The sequence below is a fragment of the Rhodanobacter thiooxydans genome (genome assembly GCF_030291135.1).
In the GTDB taxonomy this organism is placed as follows: domain Bacteria; phylum Pseudomonadota; class Gammaproteobacteria; order Xanthomonadales; family Rhodanobacteraceae; genus Rhodanobacter; species Rhodanobacter thiooxydans_A.
The window spans coordinates 1,786,065-1,800,059 of record NZ_CP127409.1 but is presented as its reverse complement, the minus strand read 5'-3'; the positions used below and the strand labels follow the sequence as shown (position 1 = coordinate 1,800,059).

The following is a 13,995-nucleotide window of genomic DNA, read 5'->3' as shown; positions in this document are numbered from 1 at the left end:
CGTGAATCAGGGTATGGTTCGCGCCCCGCACCAATCGCCACTCCCACGGCTGGCCTGCATGACTGAACCAACAACCGGATCCGGCACGCTGGCCTTTCTTCCCGATGGCTCCGAACTGGCCGGACTGATCCGCGCCTTCGACTGGCGCGGCACGGGACTGGGCGAGTTGCAGCAGTGGCCGGAGCACCTGCGCGCGGTGGTGGCGTTGATGCTGCGTTCGGCGGTGCCGATGACGCTGCAGTGGGGGCGGGAAGGCTGGATGATCTACAACGATGCCTACGCCGTGCTGGCCGGATCACGCCATCCACAGTTGCTGGGCAGGACCATTCGCGACAGCTGGTCGGAGTTGGCTGAGTTCCGCCAGCATGCGGTGCAGCAGGTGCTCGATGGCCACACGCTCGCCTACCGCAATGAGCATCTGGTGCTGTGGCAGACTGGCCGGCCGCAGGATCGCTGGGTCGATATCGACTACAGCCCGGTGGTCGATGCGGCCGGCCTTCCGGTCGGCGTGCTGGCCATCGTCAAGGACACCACCGAACGGTTCCAGTCCGCGCAACGGCTGTCGATCGCCCAGGAGGCCGGCGGCGTGGGCATTTTCGAGTTGTATCCGCAGAGCGGCCGGTTCGAGGTTTCCGGCGCTTTCCGCCGCATCTGGAGGCTGGACGACGAGGTGCCGGTCACGGCCGCGCTGATGAACAGCCTGGTCCACCCGGACGACCGGCACAGTTCGATCGCCAGTGAAATGGAATCCACCCATCGGCTGGCCTACCGGGAATACCGGCGGGTGGATCCGCGCAGCGGGGAGATCCGCTGGATCGCCGTGCGCGGCAGGGCGATCACCGTGGCCGGGTCGGCGCCGCGCTTCGTCGGTATCGCCGCGGACGTGACCGAACGCCGGCATACCGAACAGGCGCTGGTGGAAAGCGAGCGTCGCTGGCGCCGGCTGGTCGAGCAGATGGACATCAAGCAGGTGCGCCACCGCAACGTGCGCCTGCTGGTGGCGCAGCTGGGCGAGGAGGCCGAGCGCCAGGGCCGGCGTTCCGGCGGCATGGTGGTACTGGCCGAGATGCTGGGCAAGTCGAGCTCGCAGGTCAGCCGCTTCGCCGCCGAAAAACCGGTCACGCCCATCGGCGACCGCATCGCGCGCGAGATCGAGCAGGTGTTCGAGAAGGAACACGGCTGGATGGATCACGTGCAGTGGCCGGCGGAGTAGGGCGACCGGCGTTTTTCGACGCGGTCGGGGTTGAAGCCTCCGCCGTTGCAAGTTTGAGCCGGCCTGCAACGCGCTGATATCGCGGCTTTGGCGTTGCGATGTTCGAGAGCAAGATAAAAACTTCCATCCGCAAGCCTGTGAACCTTGCGCGCGGTGCCGGGCAACTCCTTCGATATCGCGACGGATGTAGGCTGGTATGTGGCTATTTGTGCCCATCCCCCGATAGTATAAAATAGCTTTCACATCAATATGTTGACGATCAATTCTAGCCTATTCCGGGATCATGAGGTCATCTATCGACTGGTTCCAGTTGACCAAGTCCACCAAGCGCGCGGCTAACGCATCGAGGTCAACCCTCGTCTCGCCAGGACTGAACTCGAAGGTGCCGAACAAATTGATGTTCTGCCAAGCCACCGGTGACATGCCTCTGAGTATTTCGATGGCGGCCTCGTCTCCCGCAGCGAGCTTTTGGTCATAAATGCGAGACAGCAAGGCAGTGTTGTAGTAAATGATCGCGTTGGCTATCAGGCGCGAGCAGTCGTTCCAGATCTGCTGCTCTGCTTCGGTTTGCACGCGAAATTTCCCGCTGTTGACGTAGGCGATCGCGCGGCGGAAGCGATGGTAGGCCTCCCCTCGATTGAGAGCCTTCTGCACGCTCTGACGCAAGCCGACATCGTCGATGAAATCGAGGATGTAGAGCGTCCGGTAGATGTTGTCCAGTTCCCACAGGGCCTTCTTGGTCTGGTTCTGCCGGGCGTAGCTGCTCAGCTTTCGGATGATCGTGGCCTGGGTCACATCCTTCTGACCCAACGAGGCCATGATGCGTTGGATGTTCGGCCATTCGGCCACGATCAGGGCTTCCTTGACCTTGCGCGACGGCTTGATGAGAAATTTGTCGTACTGATTCGGCGACTTAAAGCTGACCAGGGAATCGACTTTGCGACGCAGGTCGCGGTAGCGCGGCGCGAAACGGTAGCCGTACGCATGCAGCGCCCAGAAGTTGACCTGATTGGTGCCGTGAGTATCGGTCGAATGCTGTTCGGGCTTGATCTCGGAGGTATTGTTGAACAACAGGTCGAACACGTAATGACTCTCGTGCTCGTGGGCACCGATGACCTGCCCGTTGATCGGTACATGGTTGGCCACCACCGTGCAAACACTGACACCTTTTTTCATGCCGAAGTACTTCGGTGAGTGCCGCGCGTTGATCGTGTCGATCTGGGTTTCGATCCTCTGACCGTCGCTGCTCGAATGCAAATGGTTGCCAATATTGAAAAGATGGAACGCCGACAACTGTGCTGTGGCATTGCTGATGGCGTCGTTGGCGCCGCGTATGGTTTCCTGCCGCAGGAAGCTGCGGGCGGTGGCCAACAAGGAGGCGTGGCTGAGACCGGAGACTTCGGCCATCTTCCACAATCCCATGTTGGTACCCATGGCGACGATGCAGGCGAGAATCTCGCGGGGGTCTGGTGGCTGTTTGACGTAGCGTTCCAGCACATGCGTGAACGCTCCCAGAAACCCCGTGTTCCCGGCTACAAACCACAACAGATCGGCAATGCCAATGCCCGGAATTTGCGCATAGAACGGGCTATTGAGGGACTCGTCCAGAGCAGGATAGATCAGATTCCAGCGTCGTTTGTCGCCCTTGCCGCGCACCGTGATGTGTGCGTTGTCGCCATCGGCGATGTGGGCGTTCACCGTTTGAAACTTCGCGTCCAGCTGAGTGCGTAGCGCGGCCAAGGTGTCCTCAATAGGAGCCTGCAGGATCGGGGCATCCAGGTCGCGCAGTACCGCCTCTTTGTCGACCCAGCGCTCATCACTGATCAGATCATCCTCGAAGCGCCGGTATTCGTTGCTGTCCTTGACGAATACATCACCGGCCTCCATCGCGTCGCACAACAAGCGATAGACTAGAAATTCGTACCGATCGACGTCGAGCCGCTTGGCTCGCCCTTTCTCTTCGGCAGTGGTGAACAGATAGCCACGCAACCGCTTGGGGATGAGGTCGACCGGAAACGTGGTCGGGTCGATCTGTCGTGGGGTATGTCCCAGCCGCAGATGGCCTTGCAGGAAGTCGACGGCCGCCATGAGTGGCGCATGCTCGACCCGGCCAGCGAAATCCAGATCGGTGAATAGGTGACGCAGGTTTCGCTTGAAGGTCGCAGAGAGCGTGGTGTAGTACGCCCACTGGAAACCGACCTTGTCGAAGGCGATGTTGCGCATGTAGTCGGCCACCAGCGGAATGCGTTCGGGACCGAGGTAGCTAAACGCTTTGGCTTTCACCGTCGCGAACGCAGCATCGTCAGGAATGGTGTCGTCGACAAACAGGTGAAGTACCTCACCGGCGGCCTGCAGATGCTCACTCGCGTCGGTCAGTGCTTGCCGCATCGCCTCTTCACTGGCCAGCTTGGCTTGTTTGCCGTAACCCTCCACGCGAACCATGAACGCTTCGATCAAATGGTCGTTGATCTGCCGATAGCGATGGTAGGCGAAACACAGCAGGTATAGCCGTGTGGTTGCCGGCGCCATGCGCTGCAACTTGTAGACGGTGTAGTACATCACCAGGGAAGCGAAATATTTGCCACTTTCCTGCGAGATACCTGCCGCTGCCAAAAATTGCTGCGCGAACGCATGCAGCGGTTGGAAGAGCTGGCGTCGTTCAACTTCTTGCTTCAGCGCCTTGTAACTGAAATCGTTCGGCTCGTGTTTGAGCGTGCTGATTCGATACATGGATTCATCGGCTTGCAGCAAGGCGTCGAGCTGGCTGCGCATGTCGGGCGTCAGCGCCTGTTCCAGCAAACCCGCCAACCGCGTGCGCTCGTTGGTGACCACCAAACCGATGATGTCTTGGAACGTGCTGTACGCTGGTGTGACGAGGCGCTCTCGCTCCACGTAATGGAGCGCTTCGCGCAGCAGGTAGCGCGGTTGAGTCGAGCGCATGGCGATATGCTGGATGCGCTCAACCAGTGCTGCCCGTGCGGAACGATTCCACGGGCGAACATCGAGTAGCTGCAGAACGAGCTTCTGCAGGGCAGCACGCGTCGGTTGCGTGGGGGACCGAATGGCCTTCCAGGGAATATCCGGGAAATGCCGCGCGAGGATGTGATTCACATCCTCGCGAACGGCTTCCGGTTCGACGTCGAAGAACTGCCGCTTGGCTTTGAAATAACCCAGCTGCAGCACCAGATACACGCCAGTCGTCCCCCGACGCGCTGCTACCGCCGCGTGCTCGTCGGCACTCAGGTCGAAGTACAGCAACCGTTCGTCTTCTGTGAAACGTGGCAAGCCGTACAGGTCATCGATTTCTTCGCCGGTGAGGATGGCCAGGCGGTGTGGGTTAGCCGTCATCGTGCCCCACGTGCAAGGTAGCCCCATCGGCTAATCCGCGTTCGATGCGAGCTTGCGCAAACGGGTCGTTTCCATCGAGGTAGCGCATGGCCGAATGCACGTCTTTCCAGCCGACGTATTCCATCAACGCTTTCACATCCCAGCCGTTGGTGTTGGCCCAGCCGGCGAAGCCCCGGCGCAGCGAGTGACCGCTGTAGAGATCCGGGGTGGACAGGCCGGCCAGGGTGAACAAGCGGCGCAATAGGGGAATGATGCTATTGGCGTGCAGCGGGCGCTCCGGCACGTGCCCCCAACGATCGACCTGGCGAAATAACGGTCCATGGGTAAGCTGCGCGGCGGCGATCCACTCCATCGTGGCCGTGACTGGGCACCAGCGCGACAGCGCCGGAACGCGAAACATGGTGCCCGCGTGCTGGCGATCGCCCTTCGTGCGTGGAAGGAAGCAGGTCATCCCCTGACCCGGCACGAGCTGAAGATGCTCGACCTGCAGGCCAATCAGCTCGTCGCTGCGAAAGCCTCGCCAGAAGCCGAGCAGAATCAGGGCGCGGTCGCGCCGATAGCGAAGAGCTGCGATTCCATCGCTCCGTTCAAGCGCACCTTCGATGACTAGGTCGAGCCAATCGACAACCTTGGCCAGTTGGGTCAGTTGCAACGGCTCGGCCCGCTTTTCCATCGCTGGATGCAGGGCCTGGATTCCCTTGAGCACCTGTTTGACGACGGGTGCGCCGGTCGGATCGACAAAGCCCTGCGCCGTGTGCCATTGCGCAAGCGCAGCGAGGCGCTGTTTGAGCGTATTGATCGACAGCGTGCCGGCATAGGCGGCCAGATAGCGCGCCACGCTGTCAGCCGTGGCCGGCAAGTGACCACCCCAGGTAATTTCGAAATGACGCACCGCCGACGCATAGCTGCGCCGGGTATTGGCGCGCGTGGCGGCGGCGAGGTACCGATCGATCGACGGAGGTGGCGGAGAAGCACTCATCTCAGCCACTGTGCAGTGAGGCAATCAGGGGACAGGCAATCGTGCCGCGATGCGAATCGCACTGAGCCACCAGACGGGACAGGACCGTCTCCATGCGCTTGAGGTCTTTCAGGCGCGCGCGCACGTCGACCAGATGCCGCGCGGCGAACTCCGCCGCCTCGCTGCAATGGGTGCCATCCTCCAACGTGAGCAGCTGCGCGATTTCGTCGAGGCTGAAACCCAGCCGCTGGGCTGATTTGATGAATTTCACCCGAGCGATATCCACACCACCGTAGCGACGAATGCTGCCATACGGTTTATCCGGTTCCGGGAGCAGGCCCTTGCGTTGGTAGAATCGAATGGTTTCCAGGTTGACCCCGGCGGCTTTGGCAAATGCGCCAATGGTCACTTGCTCCGAATGGCTTCCCATACCGGTTGACTCCGTATATGACTACGGAAGTAGCTTACGCCCGGTTCATCCCTTTGGAGAAGCCCATGGCCGTTGGTCTCTACGCTGTACCGCTGGTGTGCGAGGCGGTGCCGCAGATCGGTTGCGGGTGTCTCGCCAAACCCGTACTGACCCAATTGGGCGATCACCCCGATATTGCACGGGCCTGGTTGCACCATCACGGCGGCGTGATCGCGATCGAGTGGTTGCGTGAGCTTGAGGTCGGTCGGCAGGTCGGCCTCCTGCGTGCTGCCCTCGGCGGCGACAGCAAGGTTGCGTTGGTGGCTGACCCCTCGGCGGCGACGTTGCTTGCCACTTTTCCGAATCCTTCGTACTGGTACCAGCGCGAGACGGTCGATCAGCTCAGTCAGGAAGAGGCGCACACCATCGCTGCCCGTCTCCTCCAGCGGCTGTCGCACGCACGCGTTCCGCTGCCCGATGGGGCTGCGCTGCAATGCGATCTCGCGTGTGCGCTGCAAGAGGTTCTTGTATCGGACGAGACCATGACCATTGAAGGCCGGCTTGCCCGGCTGCTTGTGGTGGCGGGAAACACATTCCAGCACCATCTTGGACCGAATGCGCTGCCGCAGCTCGATGCGTGGTTGACGCCCGCAGCGCTCTTGCCGGCGGCGCAGGTTGACGTATCCCGAGGCCCCTGACATCCACACGCTTGACTCTGTACCTATGTACGTGAATACAGTGCACGTGTCGATTCTTCAGCCATCGGTACCGCATCCATGGAAAACACCCAAGACTCCAAGAAGGCCGGTTCTGGCGCGCTTCTGGCCGGCGGGATCGCCGCGCTCCTAGCGTCGACCTGCTGCCTCGGCCCACTGGTGCTGATCACCCTCGGGTTCAGTGGCGCCTGGATCGGCAACCTGACGGCGCTCGAACCGTACCGGCCGCTCTTTATCGGTGCGGCGCTGATCGCGATGGTCTTCGCTTGGCGTCGCATCTACCGGCCCGCCACGGCCTGCGCGCCCGGTGACGTCTGCGCCGTGCCGCACGTCAAGACGGCCTACAAAGTGTTGTTCTGGATCGTCGCAGCCTTGGTGTTACTGGCACTGACCTTTCCCTATCTCGCCCCGTTGTTTTACTGACCCGCTGGAGGATCCATCCATGAACAAACTCATCGCCCTCATCGCCCTTGCCACCGCCTTCACTGCACCTGCCTGGGCGGCCACGAAGACCGCCACCCTGTCGGTGTCCGGTATGACGTGTGCCGCGTGTCCCATCACCGTCAAGAAAGCGCTGTCCAAGGTTCCCGGTGTCGAAAAGACCGAGATCCTGTTCGACAAGAAGGAAGCCGTCGTGACCTTCGATGATGCCAAGACCAGTACCCAGGCACTCGTCAGTGCCACGACCGATGCGGGCTACCCCGCCACCGTCAAGAACTGAAGCTTTCGAGGTTATTCCTATGCCCATCCGTAATCCTCTGACGCGCACGGCCGACAAAGCCGGCGTGATCGGTGCCATCGTCACGGCGATGGGCTGCGCGGCGTGCTTTCCCGCCCTCGCCAGCCTGGGTGCCGCCATCGGGCTGGGCTTTTTGAGCCAGTACGAGGGCGTGTTCATCCGTTACCTGCTGCCACTGTTCGCCGTCATCGCCTTGCTGGCCAACCTGATCGGCGGACTTCGTCATCGGCAGTGGCCGCGGATGGTCCTTGGCATGATTGGTCCCGTCCTGGTGCTGGCGGCCGCCTTGCTCATGAGCACCATGGGGATGCCCACGGCGTGGTTGCTCTATCCCGGTCTGGTGTTGATGGTCGTGGTATCGATCTGGGATTTGGTATCCCCGCCGGGAAAAGTTCACGGCGGAGCGAACCAAGGCCCGACCTGTTGTTGAGTGGTCGGTACGTCTCCCGCTAACCGTGATCCTGGATCGCGGCCAGCGAATAGCCAGTGATCAGCGATCCACGGCATAGCGTCGGAGAAAGAAAACATGAAAGCGTGGCTGATGGCCAAGAAAACCGACCTCATCACAGCGGCGATCGTCATCGGCATCGTGCTTCTGTTGATCGTCGTGGTGCCCTATTGCTGCTGATCGGGGCAGTGTCGTGACCGTATGTCTTGCGGCGCGACTTTACGGTGTGCGCTCTGCTCGAAACCCTAGCGACGGCATGTCCTCATTTGTCAGGAACATCATGAACGAACAAACCCTCTCCGTGACCGGCATGACGTGCGCGGATTGTGCTCGGCATGTCGAAAAAGCGCTCAAGACGCTCACTGACATCGTCGCGGTTGACGTCGCCTACCCACAAAGCGTGGCGCACATCCGCAGCATCCAGCCCTTGAGTCTGGATCAACTCAACGCGACCTTGCCGAAAAACTACCGTGTCGCCGCAGCTCCGTCATCGCACGCCGACACACCCGCGGCCAAGCCGTCCAGGCTCAACCAGGCGCTGGACTCGTTGGGCGGTCTGTTCAAGCCCCGCGGCGATGTCGGCACCAAGCCCACCAATGCAGAGCTGCGTCTGCGTGTCGCTGTCATCGGCACCGGCGGCGCCGCCATGGCTTCGGCACTGAAGGCCGCGGAACTCGGCGCTCACGTGACGATCATCGAGCGCGGCACCATCGGCGGCACCTGCGTCAATGTCGGTTGCGTGCCCTCAAAGATCATGATCCGTGCCGCGCACGTGGCGCACCTGCGCCGGACCAGTCCGTTCGATGACGGCATCTCCAGTACGGCGCCGGTGGTTCGGCGTGACCGACTGCTCGCCCAACAGCAAGGTCGTGTCGACGAACTGCGTCACGCCAAGTACGAGGGCATTCTCGACACCAGCCCCAACATTAAGCTGCTGCGTGGCGAAGCGCGTTTCAAGAACGCACACACTCTGGTCGTCAAGTCGACGGCGGGGGATGAATCGGAGGTGTCCTTCGATCGCTGCCTGATCGCCACCGGTGCCAGCGCGGCGGTTCCGCCCATCCCGGGCTTGAAGGAAACGCCCTACTGGACGTCCACCCAGGCACTGGTGAGCGGCGCCATTCCGCCACGGCTTGCCGTCATCGGCTCGTCGGTGGTTGCGGTGGAACTGGCGCAGGAGTTTGCTCGGCTGGGCAGCCACGTGACGATCCTGGCGCGCAGCACGCTGTTTTTTCGTGAAGATCCGGCCATTGGTGAGGCCATCACGACTGCGTTCCGCGCCGAAGGCATCGAGGTCTTGGAGCACACGCAAGCGAGCCGGGTCGCCTATGCGAACGGGGAATTCGTGCTCACCACCGGGTATGGCGAAGTGCGTACCGATCAACTGCTCGTCGCTACCGGCCGCACTGCCAATACGCGCGGCCTCGCGCTGGAGACGGCGGGCATTACGGTCAATGCACAGAACGCCATCGTGATCGACCGCGGGATGCGCACCCATGTGTCGCACATCTACGCCGCTGGCGATTGCACCGACCAGCCGCAGTTCGTCTACGTGGCGGCGGCCGCCGGCACGCGCGCGGCCATCAATATGACCGGTGGTGAAGCGACCCTGGATCTCACGACCATGCCGGCGGTGGTGTTCACCGAGCCCCAAGTGGCGACCGTGGGCTACAGCGAAGCGGAGGCGCACCTGAAAGGCATCGAGACCGATAGCCGCACGCTTGCGCTGGATAACGTGCCGCGGGCGCTGGTCAACTTCGACACCCACGGGTTTATCAAACTGGTCGCCGAGGCCGGCAGCGGCCGGCTCATTGGTGTGCAGGCGGTCACGCCCGAAGCGGGCGAGATCATCCAAGCCGCCGCACTGGCCATCCGGGCACGCATGACGGTGCAGGAGCTCGCCGACCAGTTGTTCCCGTACCTGACGATGGTCGAGGGCCTGAAGCTGGCGGCGCAAACCTTCACCAAGGATGTGAAGCAACTTTCGTGTTGCGCGGGATAAAAGCGAGGCGCCCATCGATGTCGAAATCTCGATCATTGGCGCTGGGAATAAGATTGAATTGAAATGGCCTTCACGCGTTCCCAGCAACGATTTGCTTACCGTTAATTAACTGGAGAAGCGCCATGGCCACGCCATACGATCTTGTGGTGATTGGGACCGGAACAGCCGCCATGGTGGCTGCGATGAAGACACGCGCCGCCGGCTGGCACGTTGCGGTCATTGATTGCCGTCCCTTCGGTGGCACCTGTGCGTTGCGTGGTTGTGATCCCAAAAAGACGCTCATCGGCGGTGTGGAGGCCATCGATCACATCCGTCGGATGCATGGCAAGGGCGTGGCCGGAAACGTCACGATCGATTGGCCCGACTTGATGGCGTTCAAGCGTAGCTTCACCGATCCTGTGCCAGCGAACCATGAGCAGCGCTATCGCGAAAAAGGCATCGATACCTACCATGGGCGAGCCCGTTTCACGGGGCCCAACACCATCAAGGTCAATGATGACCTCCTCAACGCCAAACACGTACTGATTGCCTCGGGTGCAGAACCCATCAAACTGCATATACCCGGCGAGGAGCATCTGGTCACCAACGAGGACTTCCTGGCGTTGCCGGCCCTACCACGACGCATCGTGCTCGTCGGGGGCGGCTACATCGCTGCCGAGTTCTCGCATATCGCTGCTCGCGCCGGTGCGCAAGTGACCATTCTTCAGCATGGCGCGCGCCTGTTGAATGGCTTTGACCCCGACCTCGTCGGCTGGCTCATGCCGGCGTTCGGCACCCTCGGCGTGGATGTCCAACTGGAGACCACGGTCACCGCGATCGAAAAAACAGCCGCCGGCTACCGCGTGCGTTCAACTTCCCATGGTGAGACAACAACGATCGATGCCGATCTCGTCGTCCACGCCGCCGGGCGAGCGCCTGCACTGGCGTCACTTGACCTCGAAGCGGCGGGAATCGCCAATGATCACGGCCGTCTGATTCTCAACGAGTACCTGCAGAGCGTTTCCAATCCTGCCGTTTTCGCGGCGGGGGACGCCGCCCAAGTAGGGCCGCCGTTGACGCCCGTGTCGAGCCACGACGCCCATGTGGTGGCCGCGAATCTCCTCAAAGGCAATCATCGGCAACCTGATTATCGAGGCGTGCCGAGCGTCGTCTTCACGATCCCGCCCATGGCGACCGTAGGGCTGAGCGAAGCCAAAGCCCGCGAACAAGGGCTGAAGTTCAAGATGAAATCGCAAAAGGCCTCAGACTGGTTCACGGCACGCCAAGCGGCCGAGCCCGTCTACGGATACAAGGTGTTGGTCGACGAGGCCAGCGATCGCATTTTGGGCGCCCATCTCGTGGGTCCGCATGCCGAAGAAGTCATCAATCTCTTCGCACTCGCGATCCGCCACGATCTCACCGCTGCGGACCTGAAGGGCACGATATTCGCCTACCCAACCGGCGCCTCCGACATTGGCTACATAGTCTGAGCGCACGTCTCGATCACTTTCGTGTTGGCGTTGCTGACCGATTGATCTGGTGGCGATATGCGAGACGTTTGTGCTATGAAGCCCGGAATTTACGCTTTGGTTTGGTAGCGGCAACCGTTGGCTTGCATGAGGTCGTGGCGACTGCGCAGTTGCCGTCGGACTGACTGCAGCAATGGTCGGTCAGGTAGCCGATTAGATCGTTCATCGCCTCGATCACCGGCGCGTAGTAAATGAAACGGCCACTTTGTTGGCTGGTCACGAGGCCGGCGTGCGACAGCTCCTTCAGATGAAAGGAAAGCGTGGCGTTGGGCAAACCCAACTTTTCAGCAATCACACTGGCGGCGAGACCGTCCGGCGCGTGCTCTATCAGCAGCCGATAGACCGCTAACCGCGACTCTTGAGCAAGCGCCGAAAGGATCGTGAGGACTTGTTTGGTCTGCATGGCGCGGGTGGCAGTCTCAGCACCGTGTGAGGTGATCTTCGCGGTCAGTGTAATGCTTGCGCTCATCACGGGATCAGCCGGCCGTGTCGTTGCTGGGCACTTTTCCCATCGCATCGAGCCGACTTGATAGCGCGAGCCGATCCAGGGCCGCCACGTTCAGATTGAGCAACAGGCTGATTCGTTGTTGGAGAAGATTTCTGGCCAGCACGAAGGCTTTATAAACGGTGGCCTCATCGCCTTGTGCCTTGGCCGGATCGGGGATGCTCCAGTGTGCGGTGATGGGCGCACCCGGCCACGCGGGGCAAACCTCGCCAGCTACCTGGTCACACACGGTGATTACGAAATCCATCACGGGGGCATCCGGTGTCGTGAACTCCGCCCAGCTCTTGCTGCGCAGCCCGTCGATCGGGAGATCGACAGCCTTGAGCACGTCCAGCGTCTGTGGGTAGATGAAGCCTTTGGGCTGGCTTCCGGCGCTGTAGCCATGAAAGCGATCGCGGCCAAAGTGGTGAACCGTCGCTTCGGCCAGAATGCTGCGCGCCGAATTGCCGGTGCAAACGAACAACACGTTGTAGTGACCTTGCATGACGATGCTCCGATCAAGTCTGTGGCGCTTCGTACCAGCGCTTACTGCCGTTGACGATCCGAACTACCGACAACATCACCGGTACTTCGATCAATACGCCGACCACGGTGGCCAGCGCGGCGCCGGAGTGCACACCGAACAGACCCACCGCAGTGGCGACGGCCAGCTCGAAGAAGTTGCTGGCACCGATCAGCGCCGAGGGGCCAGCCACGCAATGGGGCACGCCGAACCGACGGTTGAGCACATAGGCCAGTCCGGAGTTGAAATACACCTGGATCAGGATCGGCACGGCCAGCATCGCGATCACCGCCGGCTGGGCGAGGATCTGTTGGCCCTGGAAACCGAACAGCAGCACGAGGGTCGCCAGCAGTGCGAACAGGGATACCGGTCCCAGGCGATGAAGCAGTTTCTGTAGCTGCGGCTCGCCGCCTTGTGAAAGCACCCAGCGGCGCAGCACCACGCTGATGGCCACCGGCACCACGATGTAGAGCAGCACCGACAACAGCAGCGTGTTCCATGGCACCGTGATTGAAGATATGCCCAGCAGCAGCGCCACGATGGGCGCGAACGCCACCACCATGATGGTGTCGTTCAAGGCGACCTGGCTCAGCGTGAAGTTCGGCTCGCCGTGGCAAAGGTTGCTCCAGACGAACACCATCGCCGTGCATGGTGCAGCGGCCAGCAGGATCAGCCCGGCAATGTAGGAGTCGAGCTGAGCGGCAGGAAGGTAGCCGGCGAAGACGTGGCGGATGAAAATCCATCCCAGCAGCGCCATCGAGAACGGTTTGACGGCCCAGTTGATGAAGAGTGTGACACCGATGCCTTTCCACTGGCGGCGCACGCCACCGAGCGCGCCGAAGTCGATCTTCAGCAACATCGGGATGATCATCAGCCAGATGAGGACCGCCACCGGCAGATTGACCTGGGCGACCTGCATGCCTCCCAAGGTTTCAAAGGTGCCCGGCAGCCAATGCCCCAGGACCGTGCCCGCCACGATGCACAGCAAGACCCAGACCGTGAGGTAACGCTCGAAGAAGCCGATGCGATTGCCACTGGCCGTATCCAGATCGGCGTCGACCACTTCAGCAGACAGCTGGTTCATGCGTGTTCCTCTTCAGCGTCGGTGAGGGTGCCGATGTGATCCAGCGCCTGCTTCAACTCGTCCCGACTCATCGTTTCCACCGGCAGGTTCACCAACGCGGTGACTCGATAAAGCACGAGCGTATGGGCTAGCCGGAAGGCCTCGATCGCAGCACCGGCACCTTGGGCGGCCGCCGGATCGGGCTGACCCCAATGGGCCTTCACGAAATCGCCGAACAGCACCGGGCACGTCTCATTCGCGGCGTTGTCGCAGACGGTGATCACGATATCCAGCGGCGGCGCACCTTCCCCCGTAAAGCGATCCCAGGACTTGCTGCTGAGACCTTCGGTGGGAATACCAAGAGCCTTGAGCTCTTCGATCGCATAGGGATTGACGCGGCCCGTCGGCTGACTGCCGGCGCTGAAGGCTTCAAAGCGGCCTTTGCCCAGATGATTGAGGGTCGCTTCGGACAGGATGCTGCGGGCGGAATTGCCCGTGCAGATGAATAAAACGCGACACGGATGCATGGAGGTCTCGGCTTGGATTCTATATTTCCATAATGATAGAATCATTGAATCAAAGCA

General features: G+C 61.3%; 12 protein-coding genes and 2 pseudogenes. 7 read left to right on the top strand and 7 right to left on the bottom strand.

What is annotated here, in order from left to right:
• Positions 1 to 58 precede the first annotated feature (58 nt).
• The gene (locus QQA13_RS08085) at positions 59 to 1,213 is read left to right on the top strand and encodes a PAS domain-containing protein (RefSeq protein ID WP_159082240.1); all 1,155 of its coding nucleotides are present in this window, start codon (positions 59 to 61) and stop codon (positions 1,211 to 1,213) included.
• A 265-nt stretch (positions 1,214 to 1,478) separates the two neighbouring features.
• On the opposite strand, the pseudogene QQA13_RS08080 reads toward QQA13_RS08085, so the two are convergent.
• The 3 genes and pseudogenes from QQA13_RS08080 to merR form a co-directional block, all read right to left on the bottom strand.
• Positions 1,479 to 4,561: pseudogene (locus tag QQA13_RS08080) on the bottom strand (Tn3 family transposase).
• Positions 4,562 to 4,592: 31 nt separating this feature from the next.
• Positions 4,593 to 5,540, bottom strand: a pseudogene (locus tag QQA13_RS08075) (site-specific integrase); the annotation flags it as partial.
• 1 nt (position 5,541) lies between these two features.
• Positions 5,542 to 5,949: an Hg(II)-responsive transcriptional regulator gene (gene merR, locus QQA13_RS08070; protein WP_108473240.1), complete on the bottom strand. Its 408-nt coding sequence runs from the start codon at positions 5,947 to 5,949 to the stop codon at positions 5,542 to 5,544.
• Positions 5,950 to 6,014: 65 nt separating this feature from the next.
• Between merR and QQA13_RS08065 the strand changes: the two genes are divergently transcribed.
• From QQA13_RS08065 to QQA13_RS08040, 6 genes are all read left to right on the top strand, one after another.
• Positions 6,015 to 6,626, top strand: coding sequence for a hypothetical protein (locus QQA13_RS08065; protein WP_223250837.1), 612 nt, complete (start codon positions 6,015 to 6,017; stop codon positions 6,624 to 6,626).
• A 78-nt stretch (positions 6,627 to 6,704) separates the two neighbouring features.
• Complete coding sequence (merT, locus tag QQA13_RS08060; protein ID WP_108473238.1) at positions 6,705 to 7,067, top strand: mercuric ion transporter MerT; 363 nt, start codon at positions 6,705 to 6,707, stop codon at positions 7,065 to 7,067.
• A gap of 19 nt (positions 7,068 to 7,086) precedes the next feature.
• Entirely contained in the window at positions 7,087 to 7,365 is a 279-nt protein-coding gene (gene merP / locus QQA13_RS08055) for a mercury resistance system periplasmic binding protein MerP (protein WP_108473237.1), read from the top strand.
• 19 nt (positions 7,366 to 7,384) lie between these two features.
• Positions 7,385 to 7,813, top strand: coding sequence for an organomercurial transporter MerC (gene merC / locus QQA13_RS08050; RefSeq protein WP_114342868.1), 429 nt, complete (start codon positions 7,385 to 7,387; stop codon positions 7,811 to 7,813).
• A 298-nt stretch (positions 7,814 to 8,111) separates the two neighbouring features.
• Positions 8,112 to 9,833, top strand: a complete 1,722-nt coding sequence (gene merA / locus QQA13_RS08045; RefSeq protein WP_108473231.1) for a mercury(II) reductase — start codon at positions 8,112 to 8,114, stop codon at positions 9,831 to 9,833.
• A 122-nt stretch (positions 9,834 to 9,955) separates the two neighbouring features.
• On the top strand, positions 9,956 to 11,302 hold the full coding sequence (locus QQA13_RS08040) for a dihydrolipoyl dehydrogenase family protein (protein ID WP_108473230.1): 1,347 nt from the start codon (positions 9,956 to 9,958) through the stop codon (positions 11,300 to 11,302).
• Between the two features lie 73 nt (positions 11,303 to 11,375).
• Here QQA13_RS08040 and QQA13_RS08035 read toward each other — a convergent pair whose 3' ends face one another.
• From QQA13_RS08035 to QQA13_RS08020, 4 genes are all read right to left on the bottom strand, one after another.
• Positions 11,376 to 11,744, bottom strand: coding sequence for an ArsR/SmtB family transcription factor (locus tag QQA13_RS08035; protein WP_108473236.1), 369 nt, complete (start codon positions 11,742 to 11,744; stop codon positions 11,376 to 11,378).
• A 73-nt stretch (positions 11,745 to 11,817) separates the two neighbouring features.
• Entirely contained in the window at positions 11,818 to 12,330 is a 513-nt protein-coding gene (locus QQA13_RS08030; RefSeq protein ID WP_108473229.1) for an arsenate reductase ArsC, read from the bottom strand.
• A gap of 13 nt (positions 12,331 to 12,343) precedes the next feature.
• On the bottom strand, positions 12,344 to 13,432 hold the full coding sequence (gene arsB / locus QQA13_RS08025; protein ID WP_108473228.1) for an ACR3 family arsenite efflux transporter: 1,089 nt from the start codon (positions 13,430 to 13,432) through the stop codon (positions 12,344 to 12,346).
• Positions 13,429 to 13,938: an arsenate reductase ArsC gene (locus tag QQA13_RS08020; protein WP_108473227.1), complete on the bottom strand. Its 510-nt coding sequence runs from the start codon at positions 13,936 to 13,938 to the stop codon at positions 13,429 to 13,431. Before QQA13_RS08020 ends, arsB begins: the two co-directional genes overlap by 4 nt.
• Positions 13,939 to 13,995 lie beyond the last annotated feature (57 nt).